The sequence below is a fragment of the Coprococcus sp. ART55/1 genome (assembly GCF_000210595.1).
GTDB classification, from domain to species: Bacteria; Bacillota; Clostridia; order Lachnospirales; family Lachnospiraceae; genus Coprococcus; species Coprococcus aceti.
Map to the genome: position 1 here is coordinate 2,476,445 of NC_021018.1, position 16,115 is coordinate 2,492,559.

14 protein-coding genes and 1 pseudogene are annotated in these 16,115 nt (G+C 47.7%); 14 read left to right on the forward strand and 1 reads right to left on the reverse strand.

The annotated features are described in order from the left end of the window. From CCU_RS11140 to CCU_RS11180, 9 genes and pseudogenes are all read left to right on the forward strand, one after another. Positions 1 to 370 (forward strand): annotated as a pseudogene (locus CCU_RS11140) (hypothetical protein); the annotation flags it as partial. Positions 371 to 496: 126 nt separating this feature from the next. Next, positions 497 to 1,096: a precorrin-2 dehydrogenase/sirohydrochlorin ferrochelatase family protein gene (locus CCU_RS11145; protein ID WP_243440891.1), complete on the forward strand. Its 600-nt coding sequence runs from the start codon at positions 497 to 499 to the stop codon at positions 1,094 to 1,096. Continuing rightward, a complete protein-coding gene (gene hemC / locus CCU_RS11150) occupies positions 1,086 to 2,138 on the forward strand; it encodes a hydroxymethylbilane synthase (RefSeq protein WP_015534735.1) in 1,053 nt (350 codons plus the stop codon). The genes CCU_RS11145 and hemC overlap by 11 nt, the downstream gene beginning before the upstream one ends. Before the next feature lie 319 nt (positions 2,139 to 2,457). Further along, positions 2,458 to 4,050 carry a uroporphyrinogen-III C-methyltransferase gene (cobA, locus tag CCU_RS11155; RefSeq protein WP_015534736.1) on the forward strand — a complete coding sequence of 531 codons (1,593 nt, stop codon included), beginning with the start codon at positions 2,458 to 2,460 and terminating at the stop codon, positions 4,048 to 4,050. 1 nt (position 4,051) lies between these two features. Further along, positions 4,052 to 5,023 (forward strand): porphobilinogen synthase, encoded by a 972-nt coding sequence (hemB, locus tag CCU_RS11160; RefSeq protein WP_015534737.1) that lies wholly within the window; start codon positions 4,052 to 4,054, stop codon positions 5,021 to 5,023. Positions 5,024 to 5,303: 280 nt separating this feature from the next. Further along, positions 5,304 to 6,581, forward strand: a complete 1,278-nt coding sequence (gene hemL / locus CCU_RS11165; RefSeq protein ID WP_208896185.1) for a glutamate-1-semialdehyde 2,1-aminomutase — start codon at positions 5,304 to 5,306, stop codon at positions 6,579 to 6,581. Positions 6,582 to 6,914: 333 nt separating this feature from the next. Further along, a complete protein-coding gene (locus tag CCU_RS11170; protein ID WP_015534739.1) occupies positions 6,915 to 7,865 on the forward strand; it encodes an NAD(P)/FAD-dependent oxidoreductase in 951 nt (316 codons plus the stop codon). A gap of 195 nt (positions 7,866 to 8,060) precedes the next feature. Beyond that, positions 8,061 to 8,495: an RrF2 family transcriptional regulator gene (locus CCU_RS11175; RefSeq protein ID WP_015534740.1), complete on the forward strand. Its 435-nt coding sequence runs from the start codon at positions 8,061 to 8,063 to the stop codon at positions 8,493 to 8,495. Positions 8,496 to 8,596: 101 nt separating this feature from the next. Then, complete coding sequence (locus CCU_RS11180) at positions 8,597 to 9,352, forward strand: tRNA threonylcarbamoyladenosine dehydratase (RefSeq protein WP_004851697.1); 756 nt, start codon at positions 8,597 to 8,599, stop codon at positions 9,350 to 9,352. A gap of 20 nt (positions 9,353 to 9,372) precedes the next feature. Here CCU_RS11180 and CCU_RS11185 read toward each other — a convergent pair whose 3' ends face one another. Next, entirely contained in the window at positions 9,373 to 9,801 is a 429-nt protein-coding gene (locus tag CCU_RS11185) for a DUF3592 domain-containing protein (protein WP_015534741.1), read from the reverse strand. Between the two features lie 290 nt (positions 9,802 to 10,091). Here CCU_RS11185 and CCU_RS11190 point away from each other — a divergent pair, with 290 nt between their 5' ends. The 5 genes from CCU_RS11190 to CCU_RS11210 all read left to right on the forward strand — a co-directional run. Further along, the gene (locus CCU_RS11190) at positions 10,092 to 10,949 is read left to right on the forward strand and encodes a DUF3737 family protein (RefSeq protein WP_015534742.1); all 858 of its coding nucleotides are present in this window, start codon (positions 10,092 to 10,094) and stop codon (positions 10,947 to 10,949) included. Positions 10,950 to 11,230: 281 nt separating this feature from the next. Further along, on the forward strand, positions 11,231 to 12,451 hold the full coding sequence (locus CCU_RS11195; RefSeq protein ID WP_015534743.1) for a MalY/PatB family protein: 1,221 nt from the start codon (positions 11,231 to 11,233) through the stop codon (positions 12,449 to 12,451). Next, a complete protein-coding gene (locus CCU_RS11200; protein WP_015534744.1) occupies positions 12,444 to 13,973 on the forward strand; it encodes an MATE family efflux transporter in 1,530 nt (509 codons plus the stop codon). The genes CCU_RS11195 and CCU_RS11200 overlap by 8 nt, the downstream gene beginning before the upstream one ends. A gap of 69 nt (positions 13,974 to 14,042) precedes the next feature. After that, the gene (locus CCU_RS11205; RefSeq protein ID WP_015534745.1) at positions 14,043 to 15,533 is read left to right on the forward strand and encodes an AAA family ATPase; all 1,491 of its coding nucleotides are present in this window, start codon (positions 14,043 to 14,045) and stop codon (positions 15,531 to 15,533) included. Positions 15,534 to 15,644: 111 nt separating this feature from the next. Beyond that, the coding region (locus CCU_RS11210; RefSeq protein WP_208896187.1) for a LacI family DNA-binding transcriptional regulator at positions 15,645 to 16,115 on the forward strand (471 nt) is incomplete at its 3' end.

The window sequence follows — 16,115 nt, forward strand, 5'->3', positions numbered from 1 at the left end:
GGCTGTGAAAATGCAGCCGAAGCGGAGATTGCTCCTTGATCTGGCAATGCCAAAGGACATTGATCCTGCGGTCTCAGATGTGGACGGATGTGTGCTGCGTGACATAGACTATATCAGGACACTCTCCAGAGAGAACAATGAAAGCAGGGCAAAGACAATCACAGAGATGGAGCCGTGGCTCATATCACAGGTTGACGAGATCATGAAGAACATAGCATTTTCGAGGTTCAACAGGGAGCACGGAGACGTGATGGCACAACTAAAGACAACAGACGGAGCAAAGCTGGTATACAAACTTAAAGGACAGCTTGAGTATGAGGCATTTGAGAAAATGCTGGACAGTATTGTGATCGCCGGATGTGAGAACTGAATACTGCTTGTTTGCCTGAGGTTATGCAGTATCATCGGCTGATGATGGTTATGTCAGATGTCAGATAATTGGAACAACTTTTGGTGCTTTTTAATAGAGACTCAATAATAGAAATTAGAGGTAGTGATGTCGTATTTCCCATTTATGATAGAATTGAATAATGAGAGATGCCTGATCGCAGGAGGCGGAACTGTTGCATACAGAAAGGTGTGCAGCATGCTGGAATTTGGCGCGGTGGTCACGGTGGTGTCACCGGAGTTCTGCCCGGAGCTTTTAGAACTGGCGTGGCGATTATGTGTATCGGATAAATATAGTTCAGGACATCTCACACTTGTGAAAAGATGCGTGCAGCCACAGGATATTGACGGTGCATTTGTCGTCATAATGGCGACGGACGATGAGAAAGTCAACCACGACATGGCTGAGCTTTGCAGGCAGCAGCGAATACTTGTAAATGTGGTTGATGTGAAGGCGGATTGCGGATTTTATTTTCCAGCGATCATAAAGGATAAAGAGGTCGTGATAAGCGTTTCCACTGGAGGACAGAGTCCAGTGCTTGCGGGCACGATCAAGAGAAATATAGAGAGCCATTTAGGTAGGAGTTATGGCGATATAGCAGAGCGTATGGGTGAGCTCCGGGAGCAGATCAAAGCACAGATAGACGGCGAGGAAGAGCGAAAGAAAGCGTTTCAGCAAATGGTTAGGAGTCTGTTAGATGAGAGTTGAGAATGGACATGGTAAAAATAAACCGAATATTCGTAAATTGGCGGAGAATGACATGGCAGATGGATTCAATAGTGACGGTTTGGATTTCGAAAGCGGAGGACAGAAAAAAACAGTAAAAGTTGGAACCCGCAGCAGCAAGCTTGCTCTTGCTCAGACTGAATTGGTGATAAAGGCACTCAATGAGAGATTTCCCCAGGTTGATTTTCAGATGGTTACAATGAGTACCCGGGGGGATCGGGACACCAGCAGAGCGCTTCTGGAATTCGGAGGCAAAGCGGTATTTGTCGAGGAGTTCGAGGAAGCTATATTTAAAGGTGACATAGACATAGCGGTACACAGTGCCAAGGATATGCCGATGGAGATCATGGAAGGTCTTACGATATCGGGGACACTTCCGAGGGCATGTCCGCAGGATATTCTCATATATAAGAGTGGCAGAATATTTGACAGAAACGACAGTTTCGTGGTGGGAACCAGCAGCCTGAGACGGCAGTACCAGATAAGAGACATGTATCGAAATGCTGAGTGCAAGAATCTGAGAGGAAATGTCGGCACCCGCATACAGAAGCTGGAAGATGGCGAATACGATGCCATCATTCTTGCAGCGGCAGGGCTTGAGCGCCTGGGAGTTATTGAAGACAAAGGCAATGACAGCACAGAATGCTTTGAAGTGCACAAGGACGAACTTACATTCAGATACATCAGCACAGAGTCCATGCTTCCGGCAGCATGTCAGGGAATCATAGCCATAGAGACACGAACCTCTGGCGAGGTATACGACATGGTCAGAGCGATAAATGACACAGAGGCATACACACAGCTCACATGCGAGCGCGCAGTCTTAAGTCGCCTGAACGCCGGCTGTCACGAACCGATAGGCGTGTACTCAGAACTTCATGGCGACCACATGAAGCTAAGCCTGATGAAAGCAGATGCGGCTTCATCGGACAAAGAGAAAGATGAAGAAATCCAGATACACAGAAAGACGGTAGAAGGAAACACCGCAGAATGGGAACAGCTGGTAGAGAATTTAATAAAGTAGAGTAAGTTGTTTTGCAACAGTATATTTAAAAGATAAATAAAAACATAAAATGTAGATTGTTTTGAAGTAGTATGTATTGAAGATAAAAGAAAAGTAAAGAAGTAAATTTTTTCGATGCGTAAGCCGTGTGAGTTGGATGGGTGTCTCTACGGCGGGTAGCACATAAGCGATGGAAGCTTGTCGCTCCTTGCCGAACGGGAGCCTCAAACGCCCTTATCGGAGGCGGGAGTGAGTGCAAATAGGAGCAAGACAAGGTGACTGAGCTGTGCGTAGCCGAGAGACACCCATCCAACTCACACGGCGAATGGAGAGCAAAAAAATGGTATATTTGATAGGCGCAGGCCCCGGCGATCCGGGACTAATCACGGTGAAGGGCCTGGAATTCATAAAACAATGCGATACAATCATATATGACAGACTCGGAACCTATCAGCTTCTGGAGATGGTGAAGCCGGACTGCCGCAGGATATACGTCGGCAAACAGGCGGGCAGCCACTACAAGAAGCAGCCTGAGATAAATGAGATACTTGTTGAGGAAGGCCGCAAAGGCAACATGGTGGTGCGCCTCAAAGGTGGCGATCCATTTGTGTTTGGAAGAGGCGGCGAGGAAGTTACTGCACTTCTAAAAGCGGGGATCCCATTTCAGGTGATACCGGGAATAACATCCGCAGTGGCGGTTCCGGAGGTGTGCGGAATACCGGTGACCCACCGCGGAACGAGCAGAAGCTTTCACGTGATAACAGGACACAAGCGGGCGGACATACACAGATCTGATGAAGGTGGTTTAGATGACTACGACTACATCAGAAATCAGGAAGGGACAAGCGTGTTCCTGATGGGGCTGAACAGACTGTCACAGATCATGGAGAGACTTGTTCAGACTGGGGCGGAGGAGAATACTCCGGTCGCGGTCATTTCCAAGGGAACCATGCCAGGGCAGAGGATAGTCCGCGGCGATATACAGACAATTGCGGACAAGGTGAACGAGGCAAAGCTTGAATCTCCTGCGATCATAGTTGTGGGTGAAAATGCAGCGTTGGATTTTACAGCACCAAACAGAGGACCGCTTCAGAATGTCCACGTTGGACTTGTTGGAACGCCAAAGCTTCGCGAGAAGATGAGAGTTGCAATAGATGCACTTGGCGGCCAATCCTACAGCATAGTGGATATGAGCGTGGAGCAGACAGAGGAGAAGAACAGGCTGCGCATGGCTCTGGAACATATAGAAGATTACAGCTGGCTGGCATTTACCAGTCAGAACACCATAACCCTGTTTTTCAAATGGCTCAGGGAGTGGAATATAGATGTCAGAAAACTGGCTCATCTGAAACTTGCAGTGGTCGGCGCCGGAACAAGGGACGCACTTAAGGTTGAGGGATATATAGCGGATTACGTGCCGGACGAGTACACCACAAGCGCCCTTGCTATGGGACTTGCAAATGTGATGAATGACGGAGAGAAACTTCTCCTTCCGAGGGCAGTCCAGGGCAGCGAGACGATGCTTGACATACTTGATCAGGGCGGTGTGGTATATGAGGAGATCCCAGTTTATGATGTGGTTGGACGCAGGATGGAGAGCATACAGTATCTGAAGGATCTGGATGTGATAACATTTGTCAGCGCATCAGGAGTCAGAGGATTTCTAGATGTTCTTGATGCAGAGGAAAAAAACTGCGGTGTGGCTCATATGTTGAATGATATAGATTCATGTGGGGATCATACGGACAATACAGACGGCAGTTTTAAAATACATGATATAATGAAGAATATCCGCATAGCGGCACTTGGAAATGTGACCGAGAAGGCTTTGGAGAAGGCTGGTTATCATGCGGATATAGTTCCGGAGGTTGGTGATATCGAGCACCTTATATCAGCCATCGGTGATTATTATTTTAGAGAAAAGAGGCAGTAACATGATAAGACTCAGAAGACTTCGCGGCAGCGAGGCCATCAGAAATATGGTTAGAGAGAACAGGGTTAACAAGGAGGATCTTGTATATCCGATGTTTGTGGCGGAGGGCACAGGGATCAAGAATCCGGTAGACTCCATGCCGGGAATATACCAGTATTCACTCGACACATTTGAGGAGGAGCTTCGCAGAGTGGCGGACGCTGGAATCGGTGCGGTTCTTCTGTTTGGCATACCGGCCCACAAGGATGAGGTTGGAAGCAGTGCATATGATGATCAGGGAATCATGCAGAAGGCGGTCAGAAGGATAAAAGAGCTGTATCCGGACATGATAGTCATAGCGGACATTTGTCTGTGCGAGTACACATCACACGGTCACTGCGGAATTATCCATGACGGCAAGATACTCAACGATGAGACTCTTCCATATCTGGGCAAGATGGCTGTATCACTTGCAAAGGCTGGCGCAGACATGGTGGCTCCGTCGGATATGATGGATGGACACACCGCATACATCAGAAAGGCACTTGACGACAACGGGCTGACGGATGTACTGATCATGGGTTACAGTGCGAAATTTGCATCTGGTTACTATGCACCATTTCGCGATGCGGCACATTCTGCACCACAGTTTGGAGACAGAAGGACATACCAGATGGATCCCGCAAATGGCAGGGAGGCTCTGAGAGAGTGCGAGGCGGATATCGTCGAGGGAGCAGACATAATCATGGTCAAGCCGGCACTTGCTTATCTGGATGTAGTCAAGGATGTGAGAAACCACACGGACTATCCGATAGCGGTGTACAATGTTAGCGGCGAGTACTCCATGGTCAAGGCAGCTGCGGCAAATGGCTGGATAGACGAGAAGAGGATCGTCATGGAAAACATGACAGCCATGAAGAGAGCCGGCGCAGGAATCATCATAACTTATCATGCTATAGACGTGGCACACTGGCTTGAGTCGGAATCAATATGACGGAGTCATATTTCGGAATGATTCCGACGATCTGCCCCACTCGACGGAGGAGAGAGAGGCGTTTCCAAAGATGAGGAGAATGCGACATCAACACTTAAAAGAAGATAGAGCTGAGTATGACAATAGTTGCTATGCATAACGAGGCGTTTTTATCTATTTGGAATATAAAATAGAAAAAGATACAATATTGTATCTAAACGGCTAAAATAACATAGCTTTGCGAAAAACAAAAGGAAACAAAGAAAAAAGTCACACAGGACGATAAATTATAGAAAGAAGAATGACAATGACAAATTCACAGGATCTATTTGAAAAATCACAGAAGGTAATTCCGGGCGGCGTCAATTCACCGGTCAGGGCATTTGGCTCGGTGGGACGGACACCTGTATTTATGAAGAAAGCAAAAGGTTCACATATATTTGACGAGGATGGCAATTCCTATGTGGATTATGTTTGTTCCTGGGGCCCGGGAATTCTGGGGCATGCCGATGACAGAGTCATAGATGCGGTGAAGGCGGCTTGTGATGACGGACTTACATTCGGCGCACCGACAAGGAAAGAGCTCGAGATCGCAGAGCTGGTAAATGAGCTCATGCCGTCAATGGAGCTGACACGAATGGTCAACTCGGGAACAGAGGCGGTGATGAGTGCCCTTAGAGTGGCGAGAGGATTTACAGGCAGAGACAAGATTGTAAAGTTCCGCGGCTGCTATCACGGACACAGTGATGGACTTCTGGTCAAGGCAGGCTCGGCGGCACTCACACAGTCAGTTCCGGACAGCCTGGGAGTTCCAAAGTCGTATACACAGCATACACTCATAGCAGAGTATAACAACGAGGACAGCGTAAAGAAGTTATTTGAGGCGGAGGGCAAAGACATTGCCGCAATCGTGGTCGAGCCGGTTGCCGCAAATATGGGAGTTGTCCCACCGCATGATGGATTCCTTCAGTTCCTCAGGGACATAACAAATGAGTACGGCGCACTTCTTATATTTGATGAGGTCATCACAGGTTTCAGACTCAGCCTTGGCGGTGCCCAGGAATACTTCGGGGTAAAGCCTGATCTCACAACACTTGGCAAGATAGTCGGAGGCGGAATGCCGGTGGGAGCATACGGCGGACGCCGCGATGTCATGAGCATGGTGGCACCACTTGGCGGAGTATACCAGGCGGGAACTCTGTCGGGCAATCCGATAGCCATGACAGCCGGACTCACAACGCTCCGCATACTCCAGAAGGAAAAGGATACAATATATCCGGCGATAGAAAAGAGCACAAGGCAGATAGCCGACACAGTCAGAAGCACATTTGGCGACACAGTCCATGTCAACCAGATAGGCTCACTGATGAGCGTATTCTTCACAGATCAGGAAGTAGTGGATATGGACACGTCAATATCCAGCGACACCGCAAGGTATGCAAAGTATTTCTCATACATGCTGGACAACGGAATCTACCTTGCACCATCACAGTTCGAGGCAATGTTCGTGTCCTACGCACACAGCAAGGAAGACGTATCCAAAACCTGTGAGCTGATAAAGAAATACAAAGAGAACTAGAGAGACTTAGTAGGTCAGAAGATGTCTCATTAAAAAGGAATTTATATTCCTATATTGTAGAAATAATTAGATAAGTATTAAAAGAGTGGTTTGGAAATAACATAATAAAACTAACGGTTATCGAAGAGTAAGCTGTCATGTTTATGTGATGCTACAAAGGCGGGTAGCACATAGACGACGGAAGCTTGTCGCTCCTTGCTGAGCGGGAGCCCCCCTGCCTTTATAGGGGGCGGGAGCGAATGCAGTCAGGAGCTAAGACAAGGTGACAGAGTCGTGCGTAGCCTTGGAGCATCACATAAACATGACAGCGACCTTCTTCGACAAGGAGGAAATATGAGAGATTTGGTTATTGTGGGCAGCGGCCCTGCGGGTCTGTCCGCCGCAGTCTACGCCAAGAGGGCGATGATGGACGTGGTGGTACTGGAGAAGGAAGCATTCTCCGGCGGGCAGATCGTGAATACAGAGCAGGTGGACAACTACCTCGGACTGCCGGGCATAAGCGGCTTTGACATGGGTATGAAGTTCAGAGAACACGCGGATACATTTGGCGTGGAGTTTGATGACAGAGAGGTGACAGCCATCGAGGATCACGGCGATCACAAGAAGGTCAGCCTGGAGGATGGCAGCAGCATAGAGACAAAGGCGGTTCTGATAGCCACGGGTGCAAAGCACAGAAAGCTTGGCGTTACCGGTGAGGAGGAATTCACAGGGGCAGGAGTTTCTTACTGTGCCACATGTGATGGAGCGTTCTTTAGGAACAAAGAAGTCGCAGTTGTGGGCGGTGGCAATATAGCTCTTGAGGATGCCCTGTATCTGTCAAAGATGTGCAGTAAGGTGCATCTGATCCACAGAAGAGATGAGTTCAGAGGCGAGAAAATACTTGGAGCGCGTGTGCTTGAAACAGAGAATATAGAATTTCATTCATTTGCACAGGTGACAGAGATAGGCGGAACGCCGGGCAAGCTGAATCTCAAGGTTGCTGTGAATACACCAAAAACAGTGGGCGGACAGACAGACAGCGAATTCACGCTTCCGGTAGCCGGTGTATTCATTGCCATAGGAACAAGCCCTATCACAGACTTCCTCGGTGACGTTGTGGAGCTTGATGACGCTGGTTATGTTGCAGCGGGCGAGACCGGACAGACCAGCACACCGGGAATATTTGCCGCGGGAGATGTGAGGACCAAGGCAGTGCGCCAGGTGGCGACAGCAGTTGGAGATGGTGCAGCAGTTATCCATTATGTTGAGGAATACCTGAATGGGTTAAAAAATAAGGACAACTGAAACAGCTGATCGGCATATATGATTAACGATATAGAAACATACTCAAAAAAATAAATAGAATAATTGGGAAGCAATTGGCATGGAGATAAAGCATGGAATGTAAATGCATACCTGTTTTCTCCCTGACCAAAAAAAATAAAACTAATTCATAGTAATTCTATAGGTAAAATATAACAATGAACAGGAGGCGGAAAAATGTTAATATCATCAAAGGGACAATATGCACTGAGACTCATGGTAGATATATCGATAAACAGTGGCAGCACGGTTACTGTCAAAGCTGTAGCCAGAAGATGTGGATTGTCTGACAAATATCTTGAGCAGGTTACATCTTCTCTGCTAAAGGCAGGATATTTAAGAAGCGTGAGAGGACCGAGGGGCGGTTACCGTCTGAACATGCCGGCGGAGGAGATCACGGTTGGGATGGTGCTAAGGGCGATAGAGGGCAGGATATCACCGATAGATAACAGAGTTGATGAGGACGGCGACACCAACATGGTCATGAACGATGTCATTGGAGAGGTGTGGGATGACCTTGAATCTGCCATCAACAATGTCCTTGATAACAAAACCATCGCCGATCTTACCCGGGAGTACAGTGACCGGATCGGATACATGTATTCGATATAAATCGGGACGGAGGGGCCAGATGTCAATAAGATTTCAGTTGAAAAAAAACTTATTTTGTATATAGTTGTAGTGGGATATATATCATATTAGGAGAATAAGAGATGTTAACACAGTTTTCGAGAACAGAGCTGCTATTTGGCAAGGAAGCCATGGACAAGCTGGCAGGCTCTAAGGTAGCGGTATTTGGAATAGGCGGAGTTGGCGGTTATGTATGCGAGGCACTGGTCAGGAGCGGTGTCGGAGCATTTGACCTGATAGATGATGACAAGGTGTGCCTGACAAATCTCAACAGACAGATCATAGCGACAAGGAGCACAGTTGGAAAGTATAAGACCGATGTTATGAGGGACAGGATGCTTGACATCAATCCAAATGTGGAGGTTGAGGTACACAAATGTTTCTTCCTTCCGGAAAATGCGGATGACTTCCCTTGGGACAGCTACGACTACGTAGTCGATGCGGTGGACACCGTGACAGCCAAGATCGCTCTTGTCATGAAGTGCAAGGAGAAGAATATCCCGATCATCAGCAGCATGGGTGCGGGAAACAAACTTGACGGAAGCCAGTTCAAGGTTGCAGATATATACAAGACAAAGGTGTGTCCGCTTGCGAAGGTCATGAGAAGAGAGCTGAAGAAGAGGGGCGTCAAGAAACTCAAGGTCGTATACTCGGAAGAGATTCCGACAAGGCCGATCGAAGATATGGCGATAAGCTGCAGAAACAACTGCATTTGTCCTCCGGGTGCAGAACACAAATGTACAGAGCGCAGAGACATCCCGGGCAGCGTGGCATTTGTGCCATCAGTCGCAGGGCTTATAATAGCCGGTGAGGTGGCAAAGGATCTCATCAGGAGGTAATAAAAAAGGACGCTGAGAAATCAGCGCCTTCTCCATAAAAATACCAGAGTTCCAAGCAGAACCGCACCACCATAGATGAATGGTGCATTTTTGTCACTGTTCATAGTTCTTTCCGTATAAGATACGGATGGATTATTCGGGTTGTAATATATTGCGATGGACGACATGGAGTTGTAATTTGTTATACCGCGGACGGAAAGAAAACCATTGTGCAATACTCCGGACTGGTCGCGGTATTCATAGTTGATATGGGTTCTTTTACTGAATCTTCTGACAGATGTGATATCGGCGGATGTTCTGGTATAGTCCCGCTCGATACGGCATGCCTTACCCCGTATGGAAAGGCCGATGACCACAGCTATGATGAATGATGCTATTGGAATAATGTAAGTCGTATAAGGTAATAGTCTGAAAAAAATACTGATAGAATCCCCCGATGTTAAAATCATAATGTACCCCCTGAAATTGTTGTTTCCCCAAAATATCAGACATGAGATCCCTATTTACATGCCGGACTTGTATGTGTAGATTATAATATAAAGAAGACTGGTTGAGAATCCCTTAATTTAAGAGGATAAGTCTGTTAATATAGCAAATTTCAGGTAATAAATATATTACTGTTTGCACTGCCACTCATGGTGGTCATAAGCTCAGTCATATTCGCATTTGCCAGAAGTGATAACATGGTGATAATAGGCCAATAATATAATAGAGAATATACAAAAGGAAGATGAACGAGATGGATAAGAAAGAAGAAAAGAAAATTATAAGACAGGAGTTTCTGACAGGTGAGAGAGCTCTTTTCATGGGAAAAAATCTCGATATATATGATACGATATTTGACGATGGCGAGTCTCCGCTTAAGGAGAGCCGCGGCATAAATCTGTACGGCAGCATGTTCAAATGGAAGTATCCGCTGTGGTACAGCAAGAATATTGTTGCGGAGGATTGCCACTGGTTTGAGATGGCGAGAGCCGGAGTCTGGTACACTGATAATATCGCGGTGAGACGGGCACTCATCCAGGCGCCAAAGAACTTCCGCAGATGTAAAGGGCTGGAGCTTACGGATGTGACATTCACCCATGCGGAGGAGACACTGTGGAGCTGCGATGACGTGACAATGGATCACGTGACAGCAAAGGGCGACTATTTTGCCATGAACAGCAATAATATGAAGATAGACGACCTGAAGCTTGACGGCAACTATTCATTTGACGGATGCAGGAATGTAGAGATAAGAAACTCCAATCTGCTTTCAAAGGATGCATTCTGGAATACCGAGAATGTGACCGTATATGATTCATTCATATCGGGCGAGTATCTTGGCTGGAACGCAAAGAACCTCACCCTGATAAACTGCACCATCGAGAGCCTTCAGGGAATGTGCTACATCGACAACCTTGTGATGAAGAACTGCAAGCTCATCAACACAACACTTGCATTTGAATATTCAACAGTGGATGCCGACATCTGTAGCAAGATAGACAGTGTCATGAACCCGACATCAGGAACCATCAAAGCCCAGCACATCGACAACCTGATAATAGAAAAAGACAAAGTAGATCCGTCAAAGACAAAAATAATAGTACAGGACTAAACGAGTTTAAGATTTGGTGATATATCATAACGTAAATGAGATTCCGCGGCTGCTGTGGTGAAACGAGTTGGCACATATAGAGTGCTCAATCGGTAGTGAAGTCGACTGAGCATTGCTGCTTCTTGCCGGAGCGGCGCAAGCAACGCCCTTATCGCTTGCAGAGCGCAGTGCAGATAGAAGCAAAGCAAGGCGAGGGAAGACGAACGTGATGGAGCACTCTATATGTGCCAGCCGTTTGCCACAGCAGCCGCGGAATCTCTCCATGAAGTGGAGGGACAAACATGAAGTTTGATTTTGACAAGGTTATAGACAGACGCGGCACAGGCTCCCTGAAGTGGGACGTGCCGGAAAACGAACTGCCAATGTGGGTGGCAGACATGGACTTTCAGACGGCTCCGTGCATCAGGGAGGCACTGGCAGCCCGGGTTGAGCACGGAATATTCGGATATTCCATCATCCCGGACGAGTGGGCAGATGCCTACGTGAACTGGTGGGGCAACAGACACGGATTTGCGATAGATAGGGATTGGCTGGTGTTCTGCTCCGGTGTCATCCCAGCCATATCAACGGCGGTGAGAAAGCTCACCACACCCGCAGAGAATGTTGTAGTGCAGACCCCTGTCTACAATATTTTCTTCAATTCTATATACAACAATGGGCGAAATATATTGGAGAGTCCTCTGAAATATGACGGCGAGGGATATGCCATGGACTTTGAGGATCTTGAGGCAAAGCTTGCAGATCCACAGACCAGCCTCATGATACTCTGCAATCCACAGAATCCTGCGGGGAAGATCTGGGATAAGGAGACACTTGCCCATGTGGGAGAGCTCTGCGCAAAGTATGGTGTGACGGTCATCTCGGATGAGATACACTGCGATCTCACCGATCCTGACAAGGAGTATGTGCCATTTGCCACGGCATCGGACACATGCAGGGATATAAGTGTGACCTGTATTGCGCCGACAAAGACCTTCAACATAGCCGGAATCCAGACTGCGGCCATTGTGGTTCCAGATAAATTCCTGAGACACAAGATGTGGAGAGGTCTGAACACAGATGAAGTAGCCGAGCCAAATGCATTTGCGGTGGATGCGGCGATAGCAGCATTTACAAATGGCGGCGAGTGGCTGGACAGTCTCAGGCAGTATCTGTATGAGAACAAGCAGTATGTGAGAAAATTTGTATCTGAGAATATCCCTGACATGAAGGTGGTGTACTCGGAGGCAACATACCTTCTCTGGTTTGACTGCAGTAAGATAACTGACAACGCAAAACAGCTTTCAGCATTTATCAGGAAGAACACAGGGCTCTATATGTCGCCGGGACTTTCATATGGTAAGAACGGAAAGGCATTTATCAGACTTAACATCGCATGTCCAAGGTCGATCATGGAAGAGGGCATGAAGAGACTTGCCGAGGGAACCACGGCATTCAGAAAAATGAACGCAGAGACGGTAAACATAGACAATGCGGCTAAAAAAGGAGATATAGATGAGTAGCAGTGAAAACTTGCTGAAGGACATGATATCTGGAAAGTCGATGACCGCATCCCAGCAGATAGGACTTACGGTCAGGCTCAGCATCCCGGCGATCCTTGCCCAGATCTCGTCCATTGTCATGCAGTACATCGATGCATCCATGGTGGGGCGTCTTGGTGCAAATGCATCGGGAGCCATCGGACTTGTTTCGTCCACGACATGGCTGTTTGGCGGGCTATGCATTGCGGTGACTACAGGATTTACTGTGCAGATAGCCCAGGCTGTGGGGGCCGGTGAGGATAAATCTGCCAGAAATATCATGAAACAGGGACTCATAATAGCCCTGTGCATAAGCGTCATACTCGCACTCATTGCAGCAGTGATAAGCACACCGCTTCCGAGCTGGCTCGGCGGTGAAGCTGCTATACAGAAGATGGCAAGCCAGTATTTCCTTGTGTATATGCTGGGACTTCCTGCTCTGCAGATGAACAGCATAGCGGGCGGTATGCACCAGAGCTCCGGAAATATGAGACTCCCAGGTATACTGAATGTCATGTGCTGTGTGATGGATGTGATTTTTAATTTGTTCTTTATATTTCCGACAAGAATTGTAAATTTAAGTATTCCGTTTTTATCCAGCGTAAGGCTGGCTGGTTCTCAGATGGCAGGAACGGTTCAGGCAGGAGCCTTTGGTTCCCATTTGTCAACACTTGTGCAGTCTGAAACCTCGATGAATGGACTGACATTTACCATGCCGGGACTTGGACTTGGCGTTGCTGGGGCGGCACTTGGAACCATCACTGCTGAAGCAGTTACCTGTGCCATCATGGTCACTGCACTTCTTTGGAAGAACAGGACACTCCATTTAAGAAAGGGAGAACGTTTAAGATTTCACAGGGATACCCTTGCCAAGGCGGTGAAGATTGGAGCACCTGTGGGTCTTGAGCAGATGGTCATGTGCTCAGCGTATGTCATGTCCACAAAGATCGTGTCACCGCTTGGAACGATAGCCATCGCAGCCAACTCATTTGCGGTTACTGCGGAGAGCTTCTGTTACATGCCGGGGTACGGAGTACAGGCGGCATCAACCACACTTGTGGGACAATGCGTGGGAGCAGGACAAAAACAGTTGTCCAGAAGAATGGCATGGATTACAATGGGATTAGGTGTGTCGGTTATGACCATTGGCGGAGTCCTTATGTACATAGCAGCTCCGTCCATGATAGGTGTGCTGACACCGAACGAAGAGATAAGAAATCTTGGGGCGGCAGTGCTGAGGATAGAGGCATTTGCCGAACCATTTTATGCCGCATCCATAGTTGCATCGGGAGCACTCAGGGGAGCCGGGGACACTCTGGTCCCAAGCTGCATGAACTTTGCAAGTATGTGGTGTGTGCGGATACCGCTTGCAGCCATACTTGCACCTAGAGTCGGTCTCTACGGTGTATGGATCGCCATGTGCGTGGAGCTCTGTTTCAGAGGAATCCTGTTCACCACAAGGCTTAAACGGGAAAGATGGATGCGGGTGTTTGACGAACATTAAATATGATGTTTTATAATTGCAAGGCATGATTAAACTTGCAATAAAACATCGTTAAACAGGGAGGAAAATATGCCAGTATTTGATTTCAGTGGAAGTGACAACAAGAATAAGAACATAGTTACATATGAGACGTTTCAGTCTTCGGAGTCTACAGCAACAGCGGAGAAGCCGATCATGATCCTTGAGAACACGACCAGGAAGTGGGCTCACCACTCCAGCGGAAAGTTCACCAATCCGATCAAGAGAACAGCATTTGAATTTGACGAGGTAGACGGAGTCCAGTCCGCAGACATATTGAAGATAGATGCGAGATTTGTAAGCCTTCTCAAATGGCTCGGCGAGAATCACATCAACGTCCGTCTGTCGGGAGAGAACAGACCGGAGGGTTATGCGGTATACAAGATAAGGGAGACCGAGTTCGGCGGCGGATCAAAGCTCTCGGCAAATGATGGATTCCTGCAGTTTATGATAGAGAGACTTCTTGCCAGCGACGCCCCTTCAGAAGAGGAGAAATCCGAGGAGGAAGAAGAGGAAGAGGCACTGGGCGATGACATGAAGCTCACGAGCATGCAGAGCATCATTGACTTCATGCACTGCGCCGGAAGAACACTTCCTGACAATATAAGGCTGTGGGCCAGAAGAAATCTTGCGGTTGCGAGATCCAGCGAGGTATCACCGGAGGAGAGACGCCACGCCCAGAGAGCACTTTCCATGGCGATGAACATCAGATGGAAGAGCAATTACTTTGAGGCGATAGATCCGGAAGAGGCTAGAAGGATACTGGACGAGGAACTCTACGGAATGGAGAAGGTAAAGCAGAGGATCATCGAGACAATCATCCAGATCAACCGTACACATACACTTCCTGCATATGGACTTCTGCTCTGCGGACCTGCCGGAACAGGAAAGTCACAGATAGCCTATGCGGTTGCGAGAATACTCAGACTTCCATGGACGACCCTTGACATGAGTTCCATCAACGATCCGGAACAGCTTACAGGAAGTTCAAGAGTATATTCCAATGCCAAGCCGGGAATCATCATGGAGGCATTTTCACAGGCTGGAGAATCTAACCTCGTATTCATCATCAACGAGCTGGACAAGGCAAATTCCGGCAAGGGCAACGGCAATCCTGCGGATGTACTGCTGACACTGCTGGACAACCTGGGATTCACCGACAACTACATGGAGTGCATGATCCCGACAAATGGCGTGTATCCTATAGCGACGGCAAATGACAAGGAGAACATCAGCAAGCCGATCATGTCGAGATTTGCTGTTATAGACATACCGGATTACACCCCGGATGAGAAGAAGGAGATATTCAACAAATTTGTTCTGCCGAAGGTGCTCAAGCGCATCGGACTTGACAAGAGCGAGTGCATCATCCTTCCAGACGGCGTGGATGCTGTCATCAAGAAGTGCGACGGCGTGACCGGAATCAGAGATATAGAGCAGGCTGCAGAGCACATAGTTGCACATGCGCTTTACCAGATCGAGGTAAATCACGTTCAGAGCGTGACATTTGACGGAGCTATGATAGAGGAGCTTTTGAGCTGATTATCGTCATATTACACAATTTACATTACGGAAAGTATTATGGTATACTCTTCTTATGAAACAAGTTTCATGGACTACAGTCTGAAATTCATAAGGAGAGTATATTTATATATGGCAAGTATAAGAGACGTTGCGAAGGAGGCGGGGGTCGCCATCTGCACGGTGTCGAGACTTATCAACGGCACGGCAAATGTTGAACCTGAGACTCAGAAGAAGATAGAAGATGCGATGAAGAAACTGGATTATGTTCCAAATGAGCTTGCGCGAGGCATGTTCAAGGGCAGATCAAACTCCATTGCGATGTTGGTTCCAAATATCCAGCACCCATGGTTCTCATCACTGGCATCGGAGATAGAAAAGATACTTTATGAGAAGAAATACAAGTTTATGCTTTTTTCAACATCCGATGACAAGCAGAGGGAGAAGGAGTGTTTCAAGCTGTTAAAGTCCAACATCGTGGATGGGATCATATGCGGAACGTCGGCATGTACGGCGAAGGAATACCAGAAGATAGATAAGCCGATGGTCATGCTGGATTATAAGGTTGGCAGCAAATTTCCTGTCGTAGTGTCGGATCACAAG